Annotated in this window: 17 protein-coding genes and 1 tRNA gene; 13 read left to right on the top strand and 5 right to left on the bottom strand. The window is 53.9% G+C overall.

The genetic code is table 11. From position 1 onward, the window contains the following. Positions 1-9: 9 nt before the first annotated feature. The 11 genes from mtrA to HCQ99_RS04890 all read left to right on the top strand — a co-directional run bounded on the left by mtrA (position 10) and on the right by HCQ99_RS04890 (position 13,331). Positions 10-690: an MtrAB system response regulator MtrA gene (gene mtrA, locus HCQ99_RS04940; protein ID WP_166986791.1), complete on the top strand. Its 681-nt coding sequence runs from the start codon at positions 10-12 to the stop codon at positions 688-690. A gap of 9 nt (positions 691-699) precedes the next feature. After that, positions 700-2,388: an MtrAB system histidine kinase MtrB gene (gene mtrB, locus HCQ99_RS04935; protein ID WP_166986788.1), complete on the top strand. Its 1,689-nt coding sequence runs from the start codon at positions 700-702 to the stop codon at positions 2,386-2,388. Next, a complete protein-coding gene (locus HCQ99_RS04930; RefSeq protein ID WP_166986785.1) occupies positions 2,364-4,061 on the top strand; it encodes an LpqB family beta-propeller domain-containing protein in 1,698 nt (565 codons plus the stop codon). The genes mtrB and HCQ99_RS04930 overlap by 25 nt, the downstream gene beginning before the upstream one ends. Before the next feature lie 74 nt (positions 4,062-4,135). After that, on the top strand, positions 4,136-4,849 hold the full coding sequence (locus tag HCQ99_RS04925) for a ComF family protein (protein WP_166986782.1): 714 nt from the start codon (positions 4,136-4,138) through the stop codon (positions 4,847-4,849). Between the two features lie 102 nt (positions 4,850-4,951). Beyond that, positions 4,952-5,575, top strand: a complete 624-nt coding sequence (gene hpf, locus HCQ99_RS04920) for a ribosome hibernation-promoting factor, HPF/YfiA family (RefSeq protein WP_166986779.1) — start codon at positions 4,952-4,954, stop codon at positions 5,573-5,575. A gap of 86 nt (positions 5,576-5,661) precedes the next feature. Beyond that, complete coding sequence (secA, locus tag HCQ99_RS04915) at positions 5,662-8,286, top strand: preprotein translocase subunit SecA (protein WP_166987600.1); 2,625 nt, start codon at positions 5,662-5,664, stop codon at positions 8,284-8,286. A 28-nt stretch (positions 8,287-8,314) separates the two neighbouring features. Continuing rightward, a complete protein-coding gene (locus tag HCQ99_RS04910; protein ID WP_166986776.1) occupies positions 8,315-9,238 on the top strand; it encodes a DsbA family protein in 924 nt (307 codons plus the stop codon). 75 nt (positions 9,239-9,313) lie between these two features. After that, positions 9,314-9,389 (top strand) — tRNA-Thr (locus tag HCQ99_RS04905). A gap of 204 nt (positions 9,390-9,593) precedes the next feature. Beyond that, complete coding sequence (locus HCQ99_RS04900) at positions 9,594-11,018, top strand: amidase (protein ID WP_166986773.1); 1,425 nt, start codon at positions 9,594-9,596, stop codon at positions 11,016-11,018. Positions 11,019-11,048: 30 nt separating this feature from the next. After that, positions 11,049-11,942: a c-type cytochrome biogenesis protein CcsB gene (ccsB, locus tag HCQ99_RS04895; RefSeq protein ID WP_424945201.1), complete on the top strand. Its 894-nt coding sequence runs from the start codon at positions 11,049-11,051 to the stop codon at positions 11,940-11,942. Between the two features lie 27 nt (positions 11,943-11,969). Next, positions 11,970-13,331 (top strand): O-antigen ligase family protein, encoded by a 1,362-nt coding sequence (locus tag HCQ99_RS04890; RefSeq protein ID WP_166986770.1) that lies wholly within the window; start codon positions 11,970-11,972, stop codon positions 13,329-13,331. Positions 13,332-13,378: 47 nt separating this feature from the next. Here HCQ99_RS04890 and glf read toward each other — a convergent pair whose 3' ends face one another. Then, on the bottom strand, positions 13,379-14,527 hold the full coding sequence (gene glf / locus HCQ99_RS04885; protein WP_166986767.1) for a UDP-galactopyranose mutase: 1,149 nt from the start codon (positions 14,525-14,527) through the stop codon (positions 13,379-13,381). 69 nt (positions 14,528-14,596) lie between these two features. Further along, positions 14,597-15,886, bottom strand: coding sequence for a nucleotide sugar dehydrogenase (locus tag HCQ99_RS04880; RefSeq protein ID WP_166986764.1), 1,290 nt, complete (start codon positions 15,884-15,886; stop codon positions 14,597-14,599). Positions 15,887-15,947: 61 nt separating this feature from the next. Between HCQ99_RS04880 and HCQ99_RS04875 the strand changes: the two genes are divergently transcribed. Further along, a complete protein-coding gene (locus tag HCQ99_RS04875; RefSeq protein WP_166986761.1) occupies positions 15,948-16,940 on the top strand; it encodes a glycosyltransferase family 4 protein in 993 nt (330 codons plus the stop codon). Further along, positions 16,940-17,923: a glycosyltransferase gene (locus tag HCQ99_RS04870; protein WP_166986758.1), complete on the top strand. Its 984-nt coding sequence runs from the start codon at positions 16,940-16,942 to the stop codon at positions 17,921-17,923. Before HCQ99_RS04875 ends, HCQ99_RS04870 begins: the two co-directional genes overlap by 1 nt. On the opposite strand, the gene HCQ99_RS04865 is transcribed toward HCQ99_RS04870, so the two are convergent. Genes HCQ99_RS04865 through HCQ99_RS04855 form a run of 3 tightly spaced genes read right to left on the bottom strand, consistent with a single transcriptional unit; the run spans position 17,920 to position 21,803 of the window. After that, positions 17,920-18,984 (bottom strand): glycosyltransferase family 2 protein, encoded by a 1,065-nt coding sequence (locus tag HCQ99_RS04865; protein ID WP_166986756.1) that lies wholly within the window; start codon positions 18,982-18,984, stop codon positions 17,920-17,922. The two genes, HCQ99_RS04870 and HCQ99_RS04865, sit on opposite strands and share 4 nt — an antisense overlap. Next, positions 18,984-20,003, bottom strand: a complete 1,020-nt coding sequence (locus HCQ99_RS04860) for a glycosyltransferase family 2 protein (protein WP_166986753.1) — start codon at positions 20,001-20,003, stop codon at positions 18,984-18,986. The genes HCQ99_RS04865 and HCQ99_RS04860 overlap by 1 nt, the downstream gene beginning before the upstream one ends. A 9-nt stretch (positions 20,004-20,012) precedes the next feature. After that, positions 20,013-21,803, bottom strand: coding sequence for an ABC transporter ATP-binding protein (locus HCQ99_RS04855; RefSeq protein WP_166986750.1), 1,791 nt, complete (start codon positions 21,801-21,803; stop codon positions 20,013-20,015). Between the last annotated feature and the right edge of the window lie 37 nt (positions 21,804-21,840).

The raw sequence follows: 21,840 nt of genomic DNA, 5'->3' as shown, positions 1-21,840 counted from the left end.
CCCTAAGCAATGAACGCGCACGTCCTAATTGTTGACGATGATTTTGATCTGGCTGAAATGCTTGGGCTGGTGCTTGCAGCTGAGGGATTCCAGACAACACATGCAGGGGACGGCAACGACGCGGTTGCAAAATTTGACTCTCTGCAGCCCGATCTAGTGCTCCTAGATGTGATGCTGCCGGGGATGGATGGTATTCAGGTTTGCCGCACCATCCGCGAAACTAGCGGCACTCCAATCATTATGCTCACCGCCCGCACCGACACGCAAGACGTTGTCGCCGGGCTTGAAGCTGGCGCCGATGACTACGTCATGAAACCGTTCAACCCCACCGAATTGCTTGCGCGTGTGCGTGCCAGGTTGCGCAAAATTGAGGGCTCAAACGACAGCAAACTACGCATTGGCGATGTTTGCATCGACGTTAGCAAACACGAGGTAAAGCGCGGTGACGAGGTAATTCAGCTGACACCGCTGGAGTTTGATCTGCTCGAATTACTTGCCCGCTATCCGGATCAAGCATTCACTCGAGATGCTCTGCTGGAAAAGGTTTGGGGCTACCAGTACAAAGCAGACAATCGTCTCGTAAATGTGCACGTACAGCGCCTGCGCGCAAAAATTGAGGTTGATCCTGACAACCCAACTATCGTAGTGACCGTGCGCGGCGTTGGTTACCGCGCAGGTAGCGGGAAGTAATCTCAGGCGATGCCTGCTAGAGAAAAACGGCGGCGGCGGAGGCTGCGCAAACTCCGGTTTTTACGTCGGATCGATCCAGTATTCGGCCCGATTCGTCGCCGCTGGCAAAATTCCCTGCCGTTGCGTGTTATTACGATGACGGTGGTTATTGCTTCTCTGCTAACCCTATTTGGTGGCACTTTTATTCTCTCTAGCGTGCGCGAAGATTTAACCGCGAGCAAACTCGAGAACGCCTTAGAAGATAGCGCTCGCGCAACCGTTGCCGCACAGCGAATAATCGACAGCTCTGATGCGAGCGACCGTTCATCTTTGTCATCACTAATGCTGTCAGTTCGCTCAGCGATCCGCGATATCTCCTCCAGCTCACTAATATATGTGCGACGGCAAGCCGGGCAAGCGGCCTCGCAAGACGCGCCACTAGATTTTCGCACCGGAGCTGGTGTGATGGAGGCGGTTACTACTGAGTTGAGCAACGCGGCGGCAACCTCTGACGCAGAACAACTCTGGCAGTATGTAGAGCTTCCCACCTCTGGGTTTGACACGGATACCCTGCCCGGCATAATTGTTGCCACTGAGCTTGTTTTTCCTGCCGGAATCGGCACCTATGATCTATTCATCGGTTATTCATTTGCAGAAACTGATGACTCGCTCACTTTTATCACCCGCACCCTTGTTGTTACCGGAGTATTCACGCTCATAATTCTGTTGCTCCTAGTGTGGTATGCAGCGGTGCAGCTTTTTGCTCCAATTAGGGAGGCGGCTGAAGCTTCTAAACGTCTCGCCTCAGGCGACGCCAAGGCGCGTATGGAACAGCAGGGTGACTTCGCTTTTGATGCTCTAAGCAATAACTTCAATACGATGGCAGACACCCTAAGCGCCAGGATTAGTGAGCTTGACACTCTCTCGGTTATGCAGCAGCGTTTCGTCTCAGACGTTTCGCACGAGTTGCGCACCCCGCTCACCACGATCCGCCTGGCAAGCGAGGTGCTGACAAATTCTGAAAATCTCCCACCTGTTGAGAAACGAGCAGCGAGCGTGATGGGTGAACAACTCACTCGCTTCGGCATGCTGCTTGATGATCTGCTCGAAATTTCACGCTACGATGCCGGTCGTGTCCAGCTGGACACTGAGCCCACATCACTGGTGCAGCTTGTGCAGGAACAGGTCGAGCAACTGCAGCCGCTCTCACAAAGCATCATCGAGGTGCGCCCACTCGGGGCATACAACGCCATTGAAATAGACCCGCGCCGCATTAGTCGCATTGTGCGCAATCTAGTGGGTAACGCAATTGAACACGGTGAGGGGCGCCCAATTATCGTCACGCTGGATTCCAACTCAAGCGCCGTTGCGATTACGGTACGCGACTACGGTATCGGCATGACCGAAGCGCAGGTGGATCGCGTCTTTGATCGTTTTTGGCGCGCAGATCCGAGCCGCAAGCGCACTCTCGGCGGCACCGGGTTAGGGCTTGCAATCGCTCGTGAAGATGCTGAGGCACACGGCGGTGTGCTTGATGTCTGGTCTGCTCCAGATGCCGGCGCCAACTTCAGGCTGACCCTCCCGAAAAATGACAACCAAGACACGTTTTTGTCGCCGCTGCCGCTGACCCCCGCAGATGTTGCAGACCCTGCTACACAGTCAGAGCAAACCGGCTGGTTGGATCGTCCGCGCCGATGGCTCTCGAAGGGAGGGCGCTAGTGCACCGTTTCAAGAAAATTTTTGTACTGCTGACTGTGCTTCTCACAAGCGCATTAGCATTAGTAGGCTGTGCTGGTGTGCCGTCCTCTGGCAGTGTACAAACGGGGCTCAGCAATCTAAAACAGACTGACGAACAGGTGGTTTTTGATCCGAGCGGCCCGCTCCCCGGCGCAACGCAGGAGGAGGTGTTGCGCGGTTTCCTCGTGGCCGCCTCATCAGCCAACCACGATTATGCTGTCGCCCGTGAATACCTAACTCCCGCTTTTGCTGACGTTTGGGAGCCACGAGCTATCGCTTTGATCGATGAGGGCACCAGACCTTTTCAGCAGATTAGCGAAACATCCGCCTCAGTTTCGATTTCAACCATCGCCCAGGTTGATCGCAATGGCATCCTCACCGTCAACCCAACGCAGAGCCAAACAAGCGAACTAAATTTTGAGTTTGAGCGGGTCGGCAACGAGTGGCGCATCTCTCGCGCGCCCGTCGGAATCGTGCTCGATCGAAGCATGTTTACCACTGTGTGGATGCAAATTAGCCTGTACTATCCCGACAGCACCGGCACACTTTTCGCCGATCAACGCTGGTTTGTAAACGATACCCTGCTGATGCAGCGGGTGCTTGAGCAACTGCTTGCAGGGCCCTCTGCAATGCATCAGCTCGCCTACAGCCCGGCTATTCCAAACTCTGTTGCGCTGCAGTCACCGCCACTGATCGACGACGGTCGCATCAATGTTGAGCTATCGAGCGCATTTGCTGAATTAAGCGACACCGCGATAGACACTTTCGCTGCCCAGTTAAACGCAACGCTCGCGCCACTTGGGGTGCTCGATCACTACACAATCTCAACCGCAAGCAACCGCAGTGTCAGAGAGGGCTGGGTTGCGACAAAGCAGGAAGAAGAGCTTAGTAAGTTCCCCTACGCGCTGCGCAATAATAGCTTCGGTGAGCTGCGCGGCTCACTAATCGAGGGGCAGACTGCGTTGGCAGAGCCTCTGCAAAAGTTAAAACCCCTTGATGCAATGGTGAATATCGCCGGTGATCGCGCAGCGGTGCTAACAACAAAGGGCGTGCATCTTGTGCAGGGCGATAGCGAGACTTTGGTTGATGCACGTAAGGATCTGTTAAACCCCTCACTAGACCCGTGGGGTTACGTCTGGACGGCTGCCCCCGGTAGCAGCAGTCAGATTTTCGTGCAGAACGGCGAGGGCGCACCCACCGAGTTCCAAGTTCCGGCGGTGGAGTTGGACGGGCTGCAGCAAATTCGCGTCTCTGCTGACGGCAATCTGCTCGCGATGCTCGTCACCCGCAACTCACAAACCAGTGTGCTTGTATCAGGTATCAGCCGTGATGCGCACGGGGCCCCAAACGGATTGGATCCCGCCGCTCACCTAGTGCTCACTCAGACCGGTAATGCGGTTGATATTGACTGGATCGACGGCAGTCGCTTTGTTGTGCTGTCCCGCGTGAGCGAGGCGGCAAAGGTGACAGTGGGCGGTGTCGGCTTGTTGCCGACCGACCGTGGCGTAGTGCCGAACGGTATTAGCGTGGCCGCCGCAGACAGCAGCCGCGGATTGCGAGTTCTTGATACAGACGGAACTGTGCTACGCCCGCAGGGTGCCAACGGCTGGACGCAGGCTGCCAGCGAGATCGCGCTGCTGGCCAAACGTATCTGAGTTTCTCGCACAGATTATCCACAGATTTTCAGAACTTTGTGCTGGCAGGGGCCAGCTTGCACAACCATTATTTTATGACTGCACACCCCTATTGGTATCGCGTGCTCCTTGATCTGCGAGCACTGCTGTTTCCCAGCAACTGTTTTGGCTGCGGCCGTTTTGACAGGTTCCTGTGCCACTACTGTCGACACCAAATTCGAGCACTCAGTCAAGAGAGTCTGCAATCGCGCACCGTCTATTACCGCACGTCAGATTCTGCTCAGGGCCTCTCAGTTTGGTATCTCGCAAGCTATGAAGGTGTTCTGAAAGAGTGTCTGCTGCGCTACAAACATCAGGGGGCAACACAGTATGCGAAACTGCTGGGGGTTATTCTAAACGGCGCTGTCTCTAAAATCCCCGCTGCGCCGCAGTTGGTGTTGGTGCCGATGCCCTCGCGCCGCAGCAAAACTCGTGAGCGCGGCTACAATCACCTACGGTTGCTGCTGCGCTTTCGTGACGCTACTGCGGCACGAATTCCAGTTTGTTGGTTGCTGCGCGCGAGTTACTTTCGCACTTCCCAGGTTGGTAGCTCTGCGGGTGATCGGGAGAGAAACGCGCGGCGGGTGCGAGTCAACCGACGTAATTTCCAACGTCTGCGCAAACGATATCCATTAGCGCAGTTACTGTTGGTTGACGATGTCTGCACAACAGGGGCAACTTTGAGCGCGGCGGCGAGTGTTCTTGCAGATACGGGATGCAAGATTTTTGGGGCTGTGACACTGTGCAGCGCCAAACGTCACAAGTTTTGATTGAAAACTCATCTTTAGGGGAGTATGGTTTGGTTAAGGCGGGCAGAGTTGCCCCCAACCCTGGGTGGCACCCGCCTTGCGTAGCACTGAAGGAGGGCCATCATGGACGTCATCATTCGCGGACGTAACGTCAGCATCACCGATCGTTTTGAAGATTATGTAGGTGCCAAGACAGAGAAGATTGCCTCTCTCCTACCAAAGGCACAAAAGTTTGAGGTGCGGGTGTCACGCACAAGTGATAAAAGCCCCGAGCACGGTGACCGTGTTGAGATCACGATTGTCGTTCCCGGTTCAGTAATTCGCGCTGAGGCAACATCCGGAGATAAATTCTCAGCGTTCGATATCGCATACGGTCGTGTGCTGGAGCGTGTGCGACGCGCAAAAGACAAGCGTAAGGTTGACCACCGCAAAGGGAAGATTTCAGTTGCTGATGGCGCTTTTGCTGGTTTGGATATTGAAGCAGCACCACCTGAGGCGTTTGGTTTACACACCGGCGATGCTGGGCGAGATGAAAACGGTCAGGAAGATGATTACACCCCCATTTTTATTCGCACAAAGAGTTTTCCAGCTGTCGAGATGACCGCAGAGGCGGCTGTTGATCAGATGGAGCTGGTCGGGCACGATTTCTATCTGTTTATTGATGCTGCTAACGGTCGTCCAAGCGTTGTATATCGGCGCAAGGGCTGGAACTACGGTGTCATCTCGCTTGATGATGCGGCTGAGTAGTTCCCAGACAGCATTGGTAGAATTTGTCACGTATGTCTGCCAACCCGGCAGACGGTTTACTAACGCACACCCTGATGGAGCCGCACGTGGCAAATGTGATAGAGAAAATTCTCCGTGTTGGAGAGGGTCGTATTCGCAAACAACTTGAGAAGATTGCGAAGCAGGTTGAAGACCTAGAGCCACTTTACGAGGAGTTAACAGACGAAGAGCTGCGTGAAGAGACAGCCGAGTTTCGGCAGCGCCTCGAAGCTGGCGAAACTCTCGACGACATTATGGCCGAAGCATTTGCGGCTGTGCGTGAGGCGGCAAAACGCACAATCGGTTTGCGCCCCTATCCGGTACAGATCATGGGTGGCGCAAACCTGCATCTCGGCAATATCTCTGAGATGAAAACCGGTGAGGGTAAAACCCTTGTGGCAACTATGCCGGCATATCTAAATGCTCTCACCGGTCGCGGCGTGCATGTTATTACCGTAAACGACTATTTGGCGCAGTATCAGTCAGATCTAATGGGTCGCGTGTTCCGCGCACTGGGTATGACCACGGGCTGCATCATCTCAAACCAGAGCCCCGCAGAACGCCGGAAACAGTATGACGCAGATATCACTTACGGCACGAACAACGAGTTCGGTTTCGACTATCTGCGCGACAACATGGCTTCAAGCGCCGACGCCCGCGTACAGCGCGGTCACTACTTCGCCATTATTGACGAGGTTGACTCGATTCTGATCGATGAGGCCCGCACACCGCTGATTATTTCTGGCCCTTCATCGGGGGATGCAAACCGGTGGTACGCAGACTTTGCGAAAATTGCAAAAACACTGGTTGCCGGCGTTGATTATGAGGTTGATGAAAAGAAGCGCACCGTTGGAGTGCTCGAACCAGGCATCGAAAAGGTTGAAGACTACCTCGGTATCGAAAACCTTTACGAGTCAGTCAACACCCCGCTCATTTCGTTTTTGAATAACTCGATTAAAGCTAACGCGCTGTTCACTCGCGATAAGGACTACGTCGTGCTGGACGGCGAGGTGATGATCGTTGATGAGCACACCGGCCGTATCCTGCCGGGGCGCCGCTACAACGAGGGAATGCACCAGGCGATTGAAGCCAAAGAGGGTGTCCAGGTAAAAGCGGAAAACCAGATGCTGGCAACCGTTACTCTGCAGAACTATTTCCGCCTCTACGAAAAGCTCTCCGGCATGACCGGTACGGCTGAAACCGAAGCCGCAGAGTTTATGAGCACCTACAAACTGGGTGTTGTGCCAATTCCGACCAACCGCCCAATGCAGCGCGTCGACCAGCCAGACCTCGTTTATAAAAACGAGCAGGTGAAGTTCGACATGATAGTAAACGATATTGTTGAGCGTCACGCTAAGGGTCAACCTGTGCTAGTTGGCACCACCTCGGTGGAAAAAAGCGAATACCTCTCGCGTCTGTTGGCGAAGAAGGGCATCCGCCACGAGGTGCTGAACGCAAAAAACCACGCACGTGAGGCGGCCATCGTAGCCCAGGCCGGTCGCCTGGGTGCGGTAACCGTAGCCACCAATATGGCCGGTCGCGGCACCGACATTATGCTCGGAGGTAACGCAGAGTTTCTTGCGGTGCAGGAGATGACGGCACGAGGATTCTCAACCGAAGAAAACCCTGAAGAGTACGAAGCTGCTTGGGACGAGGTTTTCGAAAACACCAAAGACGCTGTTGCCAAAGAGGCTGAAAAAGTAATCGCTGCCGGAGGTCTCTATGTGCTCGGCACCGAACGTCACGAGTCACGTCGCATCGATAACCAGTTGCGAGGTCGTGCCGGCCGTCAGGGCGATCCTGGCGAGAGCCGCTTCTACCTGTCTCTGACCGACCATCTGATGCGTCTCTTCCAGTCTGGTCTGGCAAGCACTATGATGAATAATCCACGCATTCCCGACGACGCAGTGCTCGAAGGCAAGATCATGAGCCGCGGTATTCAGTCGGCACAGACGCAGGTTGAGACGAGGAACGCCGAGATCCGCAAGAATGTGCTCAAATATGACGATGTTTTAAACCGTCAGCGGCAGGCTATCTACGCCGATCGTGAGCAAATTTTGGACGGTGACGATATTCGTGATCGGGTGACTCAGTTTAGAGAAGACACCATCCGCAATATTGTTAACGCACACCAGAACGCTGACGGCGGCTGGGATCTTGACGGTATCTGGAACGAGCTGGGTCGCCTCTACCCAATGGGAATTACCGCTGATGAACTGCTTGCGGCAGCGGGCGGAAAGTTCGGTAAAAACGGCGCTGACTACATCAGTCGTGAACTAATTTCAGATGCCGAACACGCCTATAAGGCGCGCGAGGAAGAACTCGGCGAAATCGGTATGCGTGAGCTAGAACGTCGTGTTGTGCTCGCCACTATCGACCGTCACTGGCGTGATCATCTTTACGAGATGGAATATCTCAAAGAGGGCATCGGGTTGCGCGCTATGGCACAGCGCGATCCGCTCGTTGAATACCAGCGCGAGGGATATGAGCTCTTCCAGGCAATGACGGATCAGATCAAAGAAGAATCTTTGGGTATGATTCACAACCTGCAGGTGCAGGTGCGCAAGGAAGCCGACCATGTTGAACTCGCAGGCGCAGGCCTTGAGGAAGAAACCACTCCGGATGAATCTGAGTTGAGCTACACCGCTCCTGACGAGGACGGCACAGCACACACAACCGGGGAACAGCGCTAAGACTTCAGAAGGGGAAACAAATCTAACGATGAACCAGAATCTCAGTAAGCAGGAACGCCGTAATCTGGCGCGCGAACAGGCTCGACTGGCGCGCGAACAGGAGGCGAAGAAAGCTAAACGCAACCGTATCACTATTCAAGCGCTCGTTGCTCTGGTTGTTGTTGGCGTGTTAGTGCTTGCCGGTCTTGCAATCGCGCAGCAGGTGCGCCCTGAAGGCCCTGCTGTCAGCGCGGCAAACATGCAGTCTGGCGGGGTTGTGTTCGGGAAAGATCTGCAGGTTGAAAAAACTCCGGCCTTAGCTGCCGACGAGAGCTTCGTGCCGACCGCTATTAACACTGCGGAACGTCCTGTGCATGTGCAGCTCTACCTCGACTTTATTTGCCCTGCTTGTGGGGCGTTTGAACAGCGTTACGGGGAGCTGTTAGAAAAGCAGGCCGCTGCTGGTGATCTCACCTTCGAGGTGACACCACTCAACTTCTTGGATGCATCCAGCGCAGGAACCCGCTACTCAACCCGCGCCGCTAACCTCTTCTCATGCGTCGTCGATAAGCAGCCAGAACACGCATTTAAAGTGCAAAGGGCTCTGTTTGAAAAACAACCAGCAGAGGGCACCCCGGGTCTTAAAGACCAGGAGCTTTTGGATCTTGCGGTCTCTGCCGGCGCTGAGAAGACTGCAGAGCTAACCAGCTGTGTAAACAGTCGCCCCTTCGGTTCTTTCACTTCACGGGTTACCAACCAGGTAACCAGCGAGGGCATTATCGGCCTAAACGAAGGCTCACGTTTGGTTGGCAACCCAACCACTGGCGAGCTGCAGGAAGAGGGGAAACCACAGATTCTTGTGTCAACTCCGACCGTGCTTGTCAATGGCGAACAGTGGGTGCCACAGCGCGATGGTGACCTCGAACAGTTCCTGTTGAAAACAATCCAAGACGCTAAAGCAGCAAACGGATAATTTTTAGCCGGTCGCAACTTGTGCAAAACGGGTTTCGACCGGCTATAATTTTAACCGCGCTTGTTTTTAGCGCATGCCGCCTTGGCGCAGTTGGTAGCGCAGTGCTCTTGTAAAGCGAAGGTCATCGGTTCGAGTCCGATAGGCGGCTCCATTTTTGAGTCATGGTGCTTTCTGCCATCATCAGACTGGCTTTGATTCTTTTAGGTGCATTAAAGGCTAAAGAAAACAAACTCTGGCTTTTTGCTTTGCTGCCTGGGGTTTTGAGCCTCGCTTTAGCTATTTGGCTTGCTTGGCCAAAGTAGATTAAAACACCAAATGCGCTTCTTCTAAAACAGACCGCAGCTAAACTACAGCTATGACAAGCTTTCACTCCGCCACGCAAATAACCGCCCAGGTGCGCGCTGGCGAGAGCACTGCGGTATCGCAGGTGCAGGCTGCCAAGCAGCGGATCGCCACACTCGACCACCGTTTTAATGCGATTACAGTTGTGCGTGATAGTGCTACAGCAGAGGCCGCCGCAGTCGACAAAAATCTACATGAAGCTGCACAGCCCACCCACCCACTGGCTGGTGTGCCCGTCGTGGTTAAAGAAGAATATGACATTGCCGGAGATGTAACCACCCTTGGCGGGTGCGGTAACCTCAACCCCACAGCGTTTACAGCCCCCGTCATAACGAAGCTGCGTGATGCCGGCGCGGTAGTAGTTGCTCGCACTAATATGCCCGAGTTTGGGCAGTTCCCCGCGGGTGAAAGTGAATACCATGGCGCCACTCTCAACCCATGGAACCCGAATTATTCGCCTGGCGGTTCCAGCGCGGGGTCGGCAGTTGCGGTTGCCACAGGAATGGTTCCTGTCGCCCTCGGCGCTGACGGCGGCGGATCGCTGCGCATCCCAGCCGCAGCGTGCGGAGTATTTGGCCTCAAACCCACTCGCGGCCGCATCTCAAGCGCACCGCTCACCGAACATTGGCACGGTCTAGCCACTTTCGGCGCAATAACACGCACCGCCCAAGACATGGCCACAACACTCGACACCATAAGCGGCAACGAGCCACACGACGTGTGGCGTCTCGACTCCCCCACACAGTCATTCACCGAAGCAGTAAGCGCCGGCGCAACCGGCAAGTTCTATGGCGTGAATAATAGAAATCTTCGAGTTCGTTTTGCGTTAGCGCCGATCCTTAGGGGAATACGCATTAATACCGAAGTTGGGATGGCGATGCAGGCATTCCTGCCCCGCCTGACCGCACTCGGCCATGAGGTGAAGCAGACACAGTTTCGCTGGCCGGATCCATCCAACGCATTTGTGCCGCTGCATCTGTCCGGCATGCACGTCGAAACAAAGCAGGTGCAGTTTAGGCGCAACCTCACCTCCCGCACAAAGAAAACCGCACGCGTTGGCATGCTAGTGCCCCCATTTGCTGTGCGGCAGGCGCAGCTGCGTGCAGAAAAACTTGCGCACGCTGTAGATGAGCTGTTTCAAGGAGCCGATCTCATCGCTCTGCCCACCCAGGTCGATCTCCCGGAGAAGGCGCACGCCTACGCGAATCTCAGTTGGCGTGCATCACTAACCCTTGCGCGTAAGGATATTGCGAATGCTGCTCTCTTTAACGTGACCGGGCATCCGGCGATGAGCATCCACGCAGGGTTCAGCGCTGCGGGCGTACCAATCGGGATCCAGTTCGTTGCAAAACGTGGCGCCGAAGGAATGCTGCTCGCTCTGGCCGCACAACTTGAGGCAGCCGGCGGCATCGTGGCGGAGTGGTCTGACACTGTTTAATTTCAGGCTTCGCAAGTAAGATTAGTAGTTGTGCTCGAGACTCTTGAAAGCTATTCAGTAACCGCACTGTATTCTGCGATGGCGGTTTACGCTCTCGCCTTCATCTTCTATGCCTTTGATCTGGCGGGGCGCGCACAGGCTGCAGAGACCGCAGAGGCTACAATCAAGCCAACCCGGTGGGCACGCACGGGGTTTGCCCTGACGATTGTTGCTTTCTTATTGCACGGCACAGCAACCGTTTTACGCGGCATCGGAGCCGAGCGCGTGCCCTGGGCGAATATGTATGAATTTGCGCTGACCGGAACTTTTGTGATGGTGGGCGTCTATCTGTTTGCGCAGTTCGTGGTTGAGGTACGCTATCTCGGCACCCTTATCACAGGTCTTGTGACGCTGTTCTTAGGCATCACAAAAGTTAACTACTACGTCGAAATTGTGCCGCTGCAGGCAGCGCTTGACTCCTACTGGCTCGTAATCCACATCCTGGTGGCGGTTCTCGCTGTCGGGTTCTTGACGCTCTCGTTTGGTATGTCAGTGCTGCAGTTGCTGCAAACAAGACGCGCGAACAAGGAAAAAGAAGGAAAGCAGATCCTCCCCTTCTTGCGCGGAATTCCTGATGCGGTGCGCCTCGAAGATCTAAGTTATCGAGTGGCGATTATCGGCTTCGTGTTCTGGTCTTTCACACTGGTTGCAGGCGCTATCTGGGCTGAAAACGCGTGGAGCCGCTACTGGGGCTGGGATGTTAAAGAAGTGTGGAGCTTCGTCATCTGGGTGCTCTACGCCGGTTTTATCCACGCCCGTGCCACACGCGGTTGGCGCGGCACCCGCTCTGCCTGGCTGTCGATCATCGCTTATGCGACGGTGATATTCAATTTCGCAATTGTAAACACCATGTTTAACGGTTTGCACGCATACTCCGGCCTATAAGCTAACTCCGCCCGGTACGATAAAAATATGTCAGACACTCGCACTCGGATAGGGATCAGCGCTTTCGCGGTGTTTGTGTTTTTGCACCAGCTCGGCTCTAACGCGCTGCGCAGTATCGGCGGCTGGCCGCTCTATTTAGGCTCAGCTGTTGTGCTTATTGCAGTCGGTGTTGTTCTCTTTGTGCGTTTGAAACCGGCTAATTTCAAGTGGTACAGGGTGCCCAAGCCGCTGTTCACCTTCCTGCTGCTCGCACTGCTGTCGGTGACTTGGTCTGCTTACCGTTTTGAAACGGTGCTCGGGTTTCTCGCGCAGCTCGCGACCACTGTGATTGCGGTGATATTGGCCTCTATCCTGACGTGGCACGAGGTGCTGCGCACACTCGGCACAGCGCTGCGCTACCTGCTCGGGCTCTCTCTGCTATTTGAGCTGTTCGTTGAGATGGTCTTTGGTGAGCCTATTTTTATGGGTTTCGTAGACGTGCCCGACTCCGGAAAAGTCTCAAAACTCCTGTATTGGAGTCGCTCACTGCTGTTTGAGGGCGGCCCTATTCAGGGTGTGGTGGCAAACTCTGCCCTGCTCGGTTTTCTCGCGCTGCTCGGCTTAATAGTTTTCGCAATCCAATTGCGTGGCGGCCTGGTGCGACCGGCTAACGGTTGGTTCTGGGTGTTTGTTTCGCTTGGGGTGCTGGCACTCACCCGCTCTGCAACCGTTTGGATCGCGCTGCTAGTGGTTTCATGCACTCTTCTTTTTGCGCTGTGGGCACGCCGCGCTGGTGTGCGCCGCGCACCTGTATATTCCGTCGGCGGCATACTCCTTGCGGGGGTAATTGCCTTTGGAATCTTCGGGCGTGCAGTTTGGCTACCGCTCCTCGGGAAGAGCCCCGATTTAACTGGACGGCTTGAAATCTGGTCGAAAGTTACGGCACTTGCTGCTGAGCACCCCTGGTTTGGTTGGGGCTGGGTCAGCTATTGGACTCCATGGGTGGAGCCTTTTAAATCTCTCGATCAAAAGGCAGGCCTGCCGGTTATGCACGCTCACAACGCCTGGCTGGATGTGTGGCTGCAGCTTGGCTATGTCGGGCTTGCGGTGTTCACGGTGCTCGTGCTCATAACCCTGCAGCGTGTGTGGTGCCGCGCAATTGATCAGCCACGGCGCGGGGTTGGAGCACCGCTGCCTTACGCAACTAGCGCGCTGTTCCCCCTGCTCGTTTTTGTCGCGCTGCTCACCCAATCTCTCGCAGAGAGCAGGCTACTGGTGGAAGGCGGCTGGGTGCTGCTCGTGCTGCTCGCGGTTAAGTGTCGCCTAGATTATGAGCTGCCGAGCCGTTTCGAGGAGCCCGTACGTGTGCCATGGAGTCAGGTTCCAATCGCGCACAAAACAACCGCTTAGCGATAACTAGCAGCAGCGCAGCCAAGCATCTCAGCTATCTGTGTCTGCTAAAAAATTTCAGTAATTTCGTTGCGGAACATTGATAGCGCAGCGCCAATAGCCATGTGCATGTCTAGGTACTGGTAGGTGCCCAAACGGCCACCAAAGAACACCTGCGGCTCGGCTGCTGCCCGGTCACGGTATTTCAGCAGCATCTCACGGTCTTCAGGGGTGTTAACCGGGTAGTACGGCTCGTCATCCTTTGTCGCGAAACGCGAATACTCACGCATGATCACGGTTTTATCTTTTGGATAGTCGCGCTCCGGATGGAAGTGACGGAACTCGTGTATGCGAGTGTAGGGAACGTCAGCGTCTGCGTAATTCATTACGCTCGTTCCCTGATAATCGCCAACGTTGACAACTTCTTCTTCAAAATCAAGAGTGCGCCACTGCAGTTCACCCTCCGCATAATCGAAATAGCGGTCAACCGGACCGGTGTAGACAATCGGCACCTTACCAACCAGCGCTTTTTTGTTCAGCGGTTGTGACTCATCAAAAAAGTCGGTGTTTAGCTTCACCTCAATATTTGGATGCGCCGCCATGCGCTCAAGCCACGCCGTGTAGCCGTCTACCGGAAGGCCCTCATAGGTGTCGTTGAAATAACGGTTGTCGTAGTTGTAACGCACCGGTAGGCGGCTGATGATTGACCCCGGCAGCTCGGTGGTTGGGGTCTGCCACTGTTTCGCGGTGTAGTCACGAATAAAGGCCTCGAACAGCGGGCGCCCAATCAGCGAGATGCCCTTTTCTTCAAGATTTTGCGCTTCTTTTGAGTCAAACTCTGCAGCCTGCTCAGCTATCAAAGCCTTCGCAGACTCTGGTGAGTGCGCAGCCCGGAAAAACTGGTTGATCGTGCCAAGGTTGATCGGCAGCGGATACACCTCACCTTTGTGGTTGCTGTAAACACGGTGTTGGTAGTTTGTGAAACTAGTGAACTTATTAACGTACTCCCACACTGTTTCGTTGGAGGTGTGGAAGAGGTGCGCGCCGTAGCGGTGCACCTCAATACCGGTCTCAGCTTCGTTTTCTGAGTACGCATTGCCGCCGATATGGCTGCGTCGTTCAATAATTACGACTTTTTTATTCAGTTCTGAGGCAACGCGCTCAGCAATAGTAAGACCAAACAGTCCCGAACCAACTACAACAAGATCCATGGGCACATTTTATCCGCCCAAAAATCATTTCCGTTGCAGTAACGGTGAGGTTCCTAAAAAATAGCCGTAGAGCGTTTAACCGCCAATAACGATACGTGGGGTGCCGACCCACGCTTCAGGTTTGGTGAAGTTGCGGCCGTCAGCGAAGAGTTTGATGCCCGGCAGATCCGCAGCGGTCAGGTCGAGGTATTCAGCGTGATCCGCCTGCAAAATTGCAACATCAACCGGATTACCGAGCTCGTATGCATCAAAGCCGTGCGCAGCAAGCTCTGCCGCATTAAACAGCGGATCGTGCACAAGCACATTTGCGCCTCGCGCCTTTAGCTCTGCAACTGTTGGAAAAACGCCCGAAACAGCGGTTTCTTTCACCCCACCGCGGTAGGAAGCGCCGAGCACAACAACCGTCTGACCCGTCAGATCCCCAACTATCTGCTGCACCCGATCAACCACATAACTTGGCATCGTAGCGTTGTAGTTACGGGCGGTGCGCACAATATCTGCAGCCGGGTCTGTTGATAGATACAGTCGCGGATAAACAGGGATGCAGTGCCCACCAACAGCAATACCCGGGCGGTGAATGTGGCTGAACGGTTGCGAATTGCATGCCTCGATCACCTTGTAAACATCAACCCCAACAGTGTCTGCATAGCGCGCGAACTGATTCGCCAGACCGATATTCACGTCGCGGTATGTGGTTTCTGCAAGTTTCGCCATCTCGGCCGCCTCGGCGGTGCCCATATCCCACACGCCGTTTGACTGTGCGAGATCTGGCCGCTCGTCAAATGTCAGCACCGACTCGTAAAACTCGATCGCTTTTTTGGTGCCGGCCTCGCTCAGACCGCCAACAAGCTTCGGGTATTTCTTCAGATCAGCATAGACTCGGCCGGTCAGCACACGCTCAGGAGAGAAAACCAGGAAGAAGTCTTCGCCCTCTTTCAGACCTGAAATCTCTTCAATCATTGGCATCCAGCGACCGCGTGTGGTGCCCACCGGCAGCGTTGTTTCATAGGAAATAAGTGTGCCGGGAGTGAGGTTTTCTGCAAGAGAGCGCGTTGCAGCGTCCATCCAGCCAAAGTCCGGCTGCCAGGTCTCCTCATCCACTAACAGCGGCACCACGATAACAACGGCGTCAGCGCCCGGAATTGCGGCAGCGTAATCTGTTGTTGCGCGCAACTTACCGGCAGGCACCTGCTCGGCAAGTTTCTCTGCCAAACCAGCCTCACCAGGAAACGGTTCTTCCCCCCGATTAATGCAATCAACCAGCGCCTGGTTAACATCAACACCAACCACCTCATGCCCCATCGAGGCATACTGAGTGGCAAGCGGGAGACCGATTTTTCCGGTAGCAACAACAGCAATTTTCATAGGCTCATTTTAGCCGCTTCTCGCTAGATATGATGGAGACAATACGAGAGAATGGATATCCATGTCAGAACCGCGAGTGCTCCACTTCCACGACTGCGCCGATGTCGGCGCGGCGCTAGTGAAGGCCGCCGGCAGAGTGGGTTACGACTGGGGCTATCTAGGTGCTGAAGCAGTGCGCCCAACAAATCGTCCAAAAAATCGTGTAGCGAATATGCTTTTTCAAGCAAAACTACGTCTGGGGCACATGCGCGCAATTAGAGAATCTGATGTGCTGCATGTGCACTATGGCACAGCGGTGTCTGAGGCGCGGCGGAAGCCGATGCCGAAAAGGCCTCTTCTGCTTCATTTGCACGGAACCGATATCCGCACCCACTGGGCAAGAGGCCGGCGCAAATCACGAATGCAGGGGTATATAGACCAGGCCGAAGCTGTGTTTTACACGAATCTGGACACACAGGAAAACGCTGAAGAAGCCCGCCCCGATGCACAGTTTATGCCGGCATTTATTGATCCCGATAGGCTCACCACCTGGCAACCTGACAGCAACCAAGCTCCGAAAATTATCTTCCTGTCACGCTGGGAAGAGATTAAGGGCGCGAGCCGGCAGTGGCCGCTCATTAAGGCCTTAACGAAGGCTTATCCAGAGGCCACTATTGAAGGCTTAGACTGGGGTGCTGACGCCGCTGCAGCCGCAAAACTCGGGGTGCGTTTGGTGCCTAAAATGGATCACACTAGCTACATGCAGTGGATAGGCGGCGCCACAGTCGCGATCGGGCAGGCAAACCCGATGCTCGGAGTGTCAGAGTTTGAGGCTATGGCTATGGGGTTGCCCGTAGCGGTTCTCGGATCACGGCTACCCCGCCCCGATGACGGCTCAACCCCTCCCGTATTTGAAGGCTCGGTTGCAGATGTGGTTGAGCAAATAGGGCCAGCGCTGCACGATCCTGTCGCCGCAGCAAACAACCTAAATGGCAGGCAGTGGGTGCTTGATCATCATCTACCCGATCCTTACATTCCTATGTTGCAAAGCCTCTATAGAAAGTTTGCGGCTTAATGCAGACCGACGGCTTCAGCGTAGCTCATATCAATGAGGTTGCTGGTGTTCCGAGTACTCTTGTAGCTGCAGCTAGAGCTCAGAATCTCTCTTGGGATCTGCGCAGAATCCCACCTGGGCGTGGAAATCCAGTTAGAGTGCTGTGGAGTCGCCTCTGTGATTTAATAGCGTGGCGCAAAGAGTCTCATAAGTACGATCTATTGCACCTACACTTTGCAACAAACGGCTATATGGTTTGGGGGAAGCGCCCATTTATCGTGCATCTGCACGGATCCGACATTCGCCGAGATTGGCAAAAACCCGGCCTCCGCCAGATAATCAACAAAACCCTCCGTGACGCGCAGACGGTTATCTGCGCCACACCTGATTTATTAGGCTGGGTGCGTGAAATTCGCCCGGACGCAGTGTGGCTACCGAATCCAGTCCCACAAACATTTTTAACTCCGCTCACCACTGCGGTTACACCCGCCCCTGGAAGGATAGTTTTTTCTTCTAGATGGGACAGCACAAAAGGTGTCGAACTATTGATCCCCCTGGCGAAGAGGTTAATTTCAGACGGTTTCGAGGTGCACGGGCTCGACTGGGGCTCAGATGCCGCCGCAGCGGGATCAGCTGGTGTTGTATTGCACCCGTTAATGTCGGCTGAAGAATTTCAAAAATTTCTCGCCAGCGCAGAAGCGGTTGTGGGGCAGCTTAAGTTCCCGGCCTTTTCAATGACCGATTATCAAACCATGGCTGTCGGGCGACCTCTAATTGCCATGGCGAACGAAGAGAGCGCCCCGGTCTTTACATTCGACGCTCGTCCTGCTGACCCGAGCACTATTACAGATCAGGTTGCAGAGCTTGCAGAGATCGTAAAGGCTGCTTTAGGAACAGATGCCACCGCCGCTAAGGCGTGGGTCAAAGCCACCCACAGCCCTGATACAGTGCTGCAGCAGCTGCTCAGCATCTATGAGAGAGTTTCAAGAAACCCAGCGAGCTAGAATCGCGTGCTGCGGGCCGCAAGCACACCAACTATTGCCAACCGCAACGCAGCCTGACGGTCTGCAAGAGCCCAAAATACGTTCATCGGCAAAAGTTTGTTCCACATGCGAGCATGCAGTCTGCGCTGGTTCGCCTCTACTAGCATGTCGATATTGCGTTCGTAGAGAGCCTGCAAAATCCAGCGGTCACGCCGTGAAATTGCGCGGTGCAGGCGCGGATCAAACTGTTTCAACTTCTCTACGTAGTCGCACAACCAAACAAAATCGTTGCCCTGCCAGTCAGACTTATTTGGTCGCAGCATCACCGCGCTCATAACATGCACATTAACCATCTTCACCGCTAAGGCGTGTTTTTCTGCAGCTGAGAATCTTTTAACCGCATCTTCTTCAAACAGCCCGAGGTAGGGTGCGCCCGTAAAATCTAGTGGCCGCGGAGTAAAAGTGACACGTGTTTTGGCGTCAGCCCCAACCACATACGCAGGATCGTTCCAGTAGTAAGAAACCTTGTGCCCGCTCGTCCAAAGTGCCGCGGTAACACGCATATCAGAGCCAGCCGGAAACACCGCACCGAAACGATATTCAGGTTTTCGCATTACAGCTGTCTTATAAATTCCCAACGGGGCTGTGCGATAAAAGACGCGATCCCTGGCTGCGCGAAGATTCTTCTTCCTTAAGGTGAGTGGGCGAATAACGTTAGAAGGAGTCCCCTGATTTTTTAATGGCGCAATCACGGCATCTGCACCGTCTGTGGCTGCACGTTTCCGCATCGCAGCCAAGGCCCCTTGTTCAAACCAGTCGTCTGACCCCATAATGCCAACCCACTCTGTTTCAGCTTCGGCTATTCCGAGGTCAAAGCAGGCACCGGGCATTCCTTTACTGCCTGCAAGTTCGACCACTCGAACTCTCGGATCAGCGGGCAAATCTAATTCTGCTGGCTGTAAATTGTGCGCAATAACCAGTGGTATCGCGCGCTCATCAAGGAGGATCGATTCCACAGCGCGGCGAATTGGTCGCTCCTTATCGTGAACTGGAACAACAATAGTAATGTCTGGCCGTTGCATTAGTTTAGTTTCCTCCTAGGATTAACCCGTCCCCGCAACAATTTACCTTTAAGTTCTGCGGCAGCATCTTGCATCCACTGTATTTTTTTAATGAATTCCCACCGCGATATTGAATGTCTGTAGAAAAGTAGGTCGCGAAGTGAGAATTTATGCGGCTGACCGTTCCACTCATATTCCGCAATGTGTTTAAAAGCTAACGGCGCAACCTCACGCAGACGTTTTAGAAAATTCTCAGCCCAAGTTTCTTCATCTGCGCTTAAGTTTGAACGATCGAATTGCAGATAATTCGCACGAAGAAGCTTTGTTGCCAACGCAACCTTCAGGCGTTTTGGCCAGTTTGCAATAAATGGTTCATCCCAAACAGCAAGCCACGGCGCACCGGTCTCTGCGATCGAACGTTTTGTTGTGCTGGCCCTGGTGTGTGCGTCATTAGTTACGACATAGGCTGGGTCATTCCAGTGAAAAACTATATTGCGTGCGTTTGACCAGAGGTAAGCGGTAACACGCAGATCTTCACCAGTCTTGTAGCAGGTGTTAAAGTCAGGCGCGTCATTCATCAGCTGTTGTTTGAAAATACCGAGCGGGCCCGTCCTATAAAAAAGTTCGTCTCGCACCGCTGTTAAGCCGCTGCTGCGCAAAGAGGGAAGCCTGCTTCTGTGACGGTTTCCAACTATCAGAAGTGGCGCTAGCACCGCATCTGCATTCTCTGCAATAGCATGCTGCAGCATCGCCTCCAATGCGCCCTCTTCAAAATAGTCATCCGAATCTAGCAACCCCACCCAGGGCAGGTTTGCGCGCGCAAGACCGGCGTTTTTTGGTGCGCCAGGAATACCCGGGCTACCGTCTAGCCGCATAAAAATTAAGCGAGGGTGCTCTTTTAACCCAAACGCAGTTGGGTCTGTGTTGTGGGCAACCAAAATCACACGGGCAGCCGGGCAGGCTAAAACCGAGTCAACTGCGCGCTGCACCGGCCTAGCGGGATCGTGAGCGGCAATCACAATATCTATCTGCTGCTCCATTTGCCCTCCTTAAAGCAGCCCCGAAAGTGTCGCCTGGCGCGCAAAAGCTGGCACTTGTGCAACAACTTCATCGAAGCGACCGCTGGCAAGCACTTTTCCATGCTCCATATAGTGCAGGCAATCAAAGTCACGCACCGTAGAAAGTCGGTGCGCAATCGCGATTACTGTTACTTCACCACGCAACTCACGAATAGCTTTTGAAATTTCTGCTTCTGTTTCGGTGTCTAAGGCGCTGGTTGCTTCATCCAGAATAAGCACAGACGGATCAGCGTACAGTGCGCGGGCAATACCAAGACGCTGCCGTTGACCGCCTGAAAGACCAATGCCGCGTTCACCGATAGTCGCTTTCAGCCCACCCGGCCGTGCTTGCGTGGCCTCCCACAACTGAGCTTTTTTCAGAGACTCGATAACCCGATCTCGGTCAATTTCACCTTTCCAGGTCAGTGCGACATTTTGCTCAATTGTTCCATCAAACAGTGATACCTCCTGCGGCACATAGCCCACACGAGAACGCCAGTCTGCCAAAACATCTGAGAGGTTTTGTTCGTTAACTAAAATGCTCCCCTCTTGCGGCACGAACAGCCCAAGCAGTATGTCAACAAGGGTGCTTTTACCAGAGCCAGATTCACCAACAAAAGCCACAGAGGAGCCCATTTTTATATCCACAGAAACGCGGTCAATAGCTGGTGTTTCACGGTTCGGATAGGTGAAACTTATGTTCTGAATAGAGAGCATTTTAGGGTCAGAATTCAGCTTTTCACGGCCCACTGTTTCACGCAGCTCTATATAGCGTTCTGCTTCCTCAATATCTCTAATCACAGCTCGCACCTGCGGGCCGTTCGCATTCAGAACGTTGATCGTCCCTTGGAAACCCGTCAACGCAGGAATCAAGCGAATTGCAGAAACAGCGAAAAGCACTACCGCATTTATTGCAGATTCATAGGTTCCCTCAACGAAGAAAGTAACTCCGCCGATAATTAAAAACCCACCGATGAGAGCGAAGTCCATTATAAATTTGGGAATCGATCCCAAAAACTGCAGGTTTGCTCGTGCTCTTGTCGCGTGAAAACGACTGTCTTGAACTACCTCAGAAACCTCGCCAAACTTATTGCGCAGGGTCACTTCTTTAAGCGCCCCCACCATATCTGTCATTAAACCTGCGGCTTTAAAGGAATAATCACGATTAACTCGACCAGCTTCCTGTGTGCGTCGCGAGAGCAACAGATATATACAAAGGGCAATTAGACCCAGATAGGTTAGCGTCGCAATAGCTGTTACCGGTTGCACAACGAATAAAATCACAACCACGACAACAGCCGAAACAATCATTGAGGGCAGACCCAAAATCGGCAAGATCATACCGGCGTTAATCGTTGCCACACCGACGTCTGCCATTCTTACAAGCTGTGAGGTGCTTCTGCTCAACCGCTCTACCCACGGCGCCCCCAAATAGGCGTCAAACAGTCTTTTACCAAGACTCATCTCAAACGCGGCAAATTTTCGCGTCGCAAACCACTGCTGCAAAAGCGAGAGAACAGTCTTTAAAAGAATCACAAAAGAAATGGTGGCAATTACATGCAGGTAATACTCTGACCCAAACGACCACTCTAAAACCGGCACCACAATTGGTTTTCCGGCAAGCACCGCAGAAACAGAAAAGGCCAGAGCCATCAGCGCCGCCACGTCTAACAGCGAAAGCAACGAGGCAACGAGAGAGTAAACGATCATATAGCGTTTAGTACCGGCCGGAAGGTACGTCAGAATTTTCCGGAAATCAACAGCCGCATACTTAACACTCATATGTTGAATCGTACTGGGTTAAGCTCGCAGACCGCCG

It is taken from the genome of Canibacter zhoujuaniae (genome assembly GCF_011752015.1).
GTDB lineage: Bacteria > Actinomycetota > Actinomycetes > Actinomycetales > Microbacteriaceae > Canibacter > Canibacter zhoujuaniae.
The sequence above is the reverse complement of the archived record's forward strand: the minus strand, read 5'-3'. Positions and strand labels throughout refer to the sequence as shown.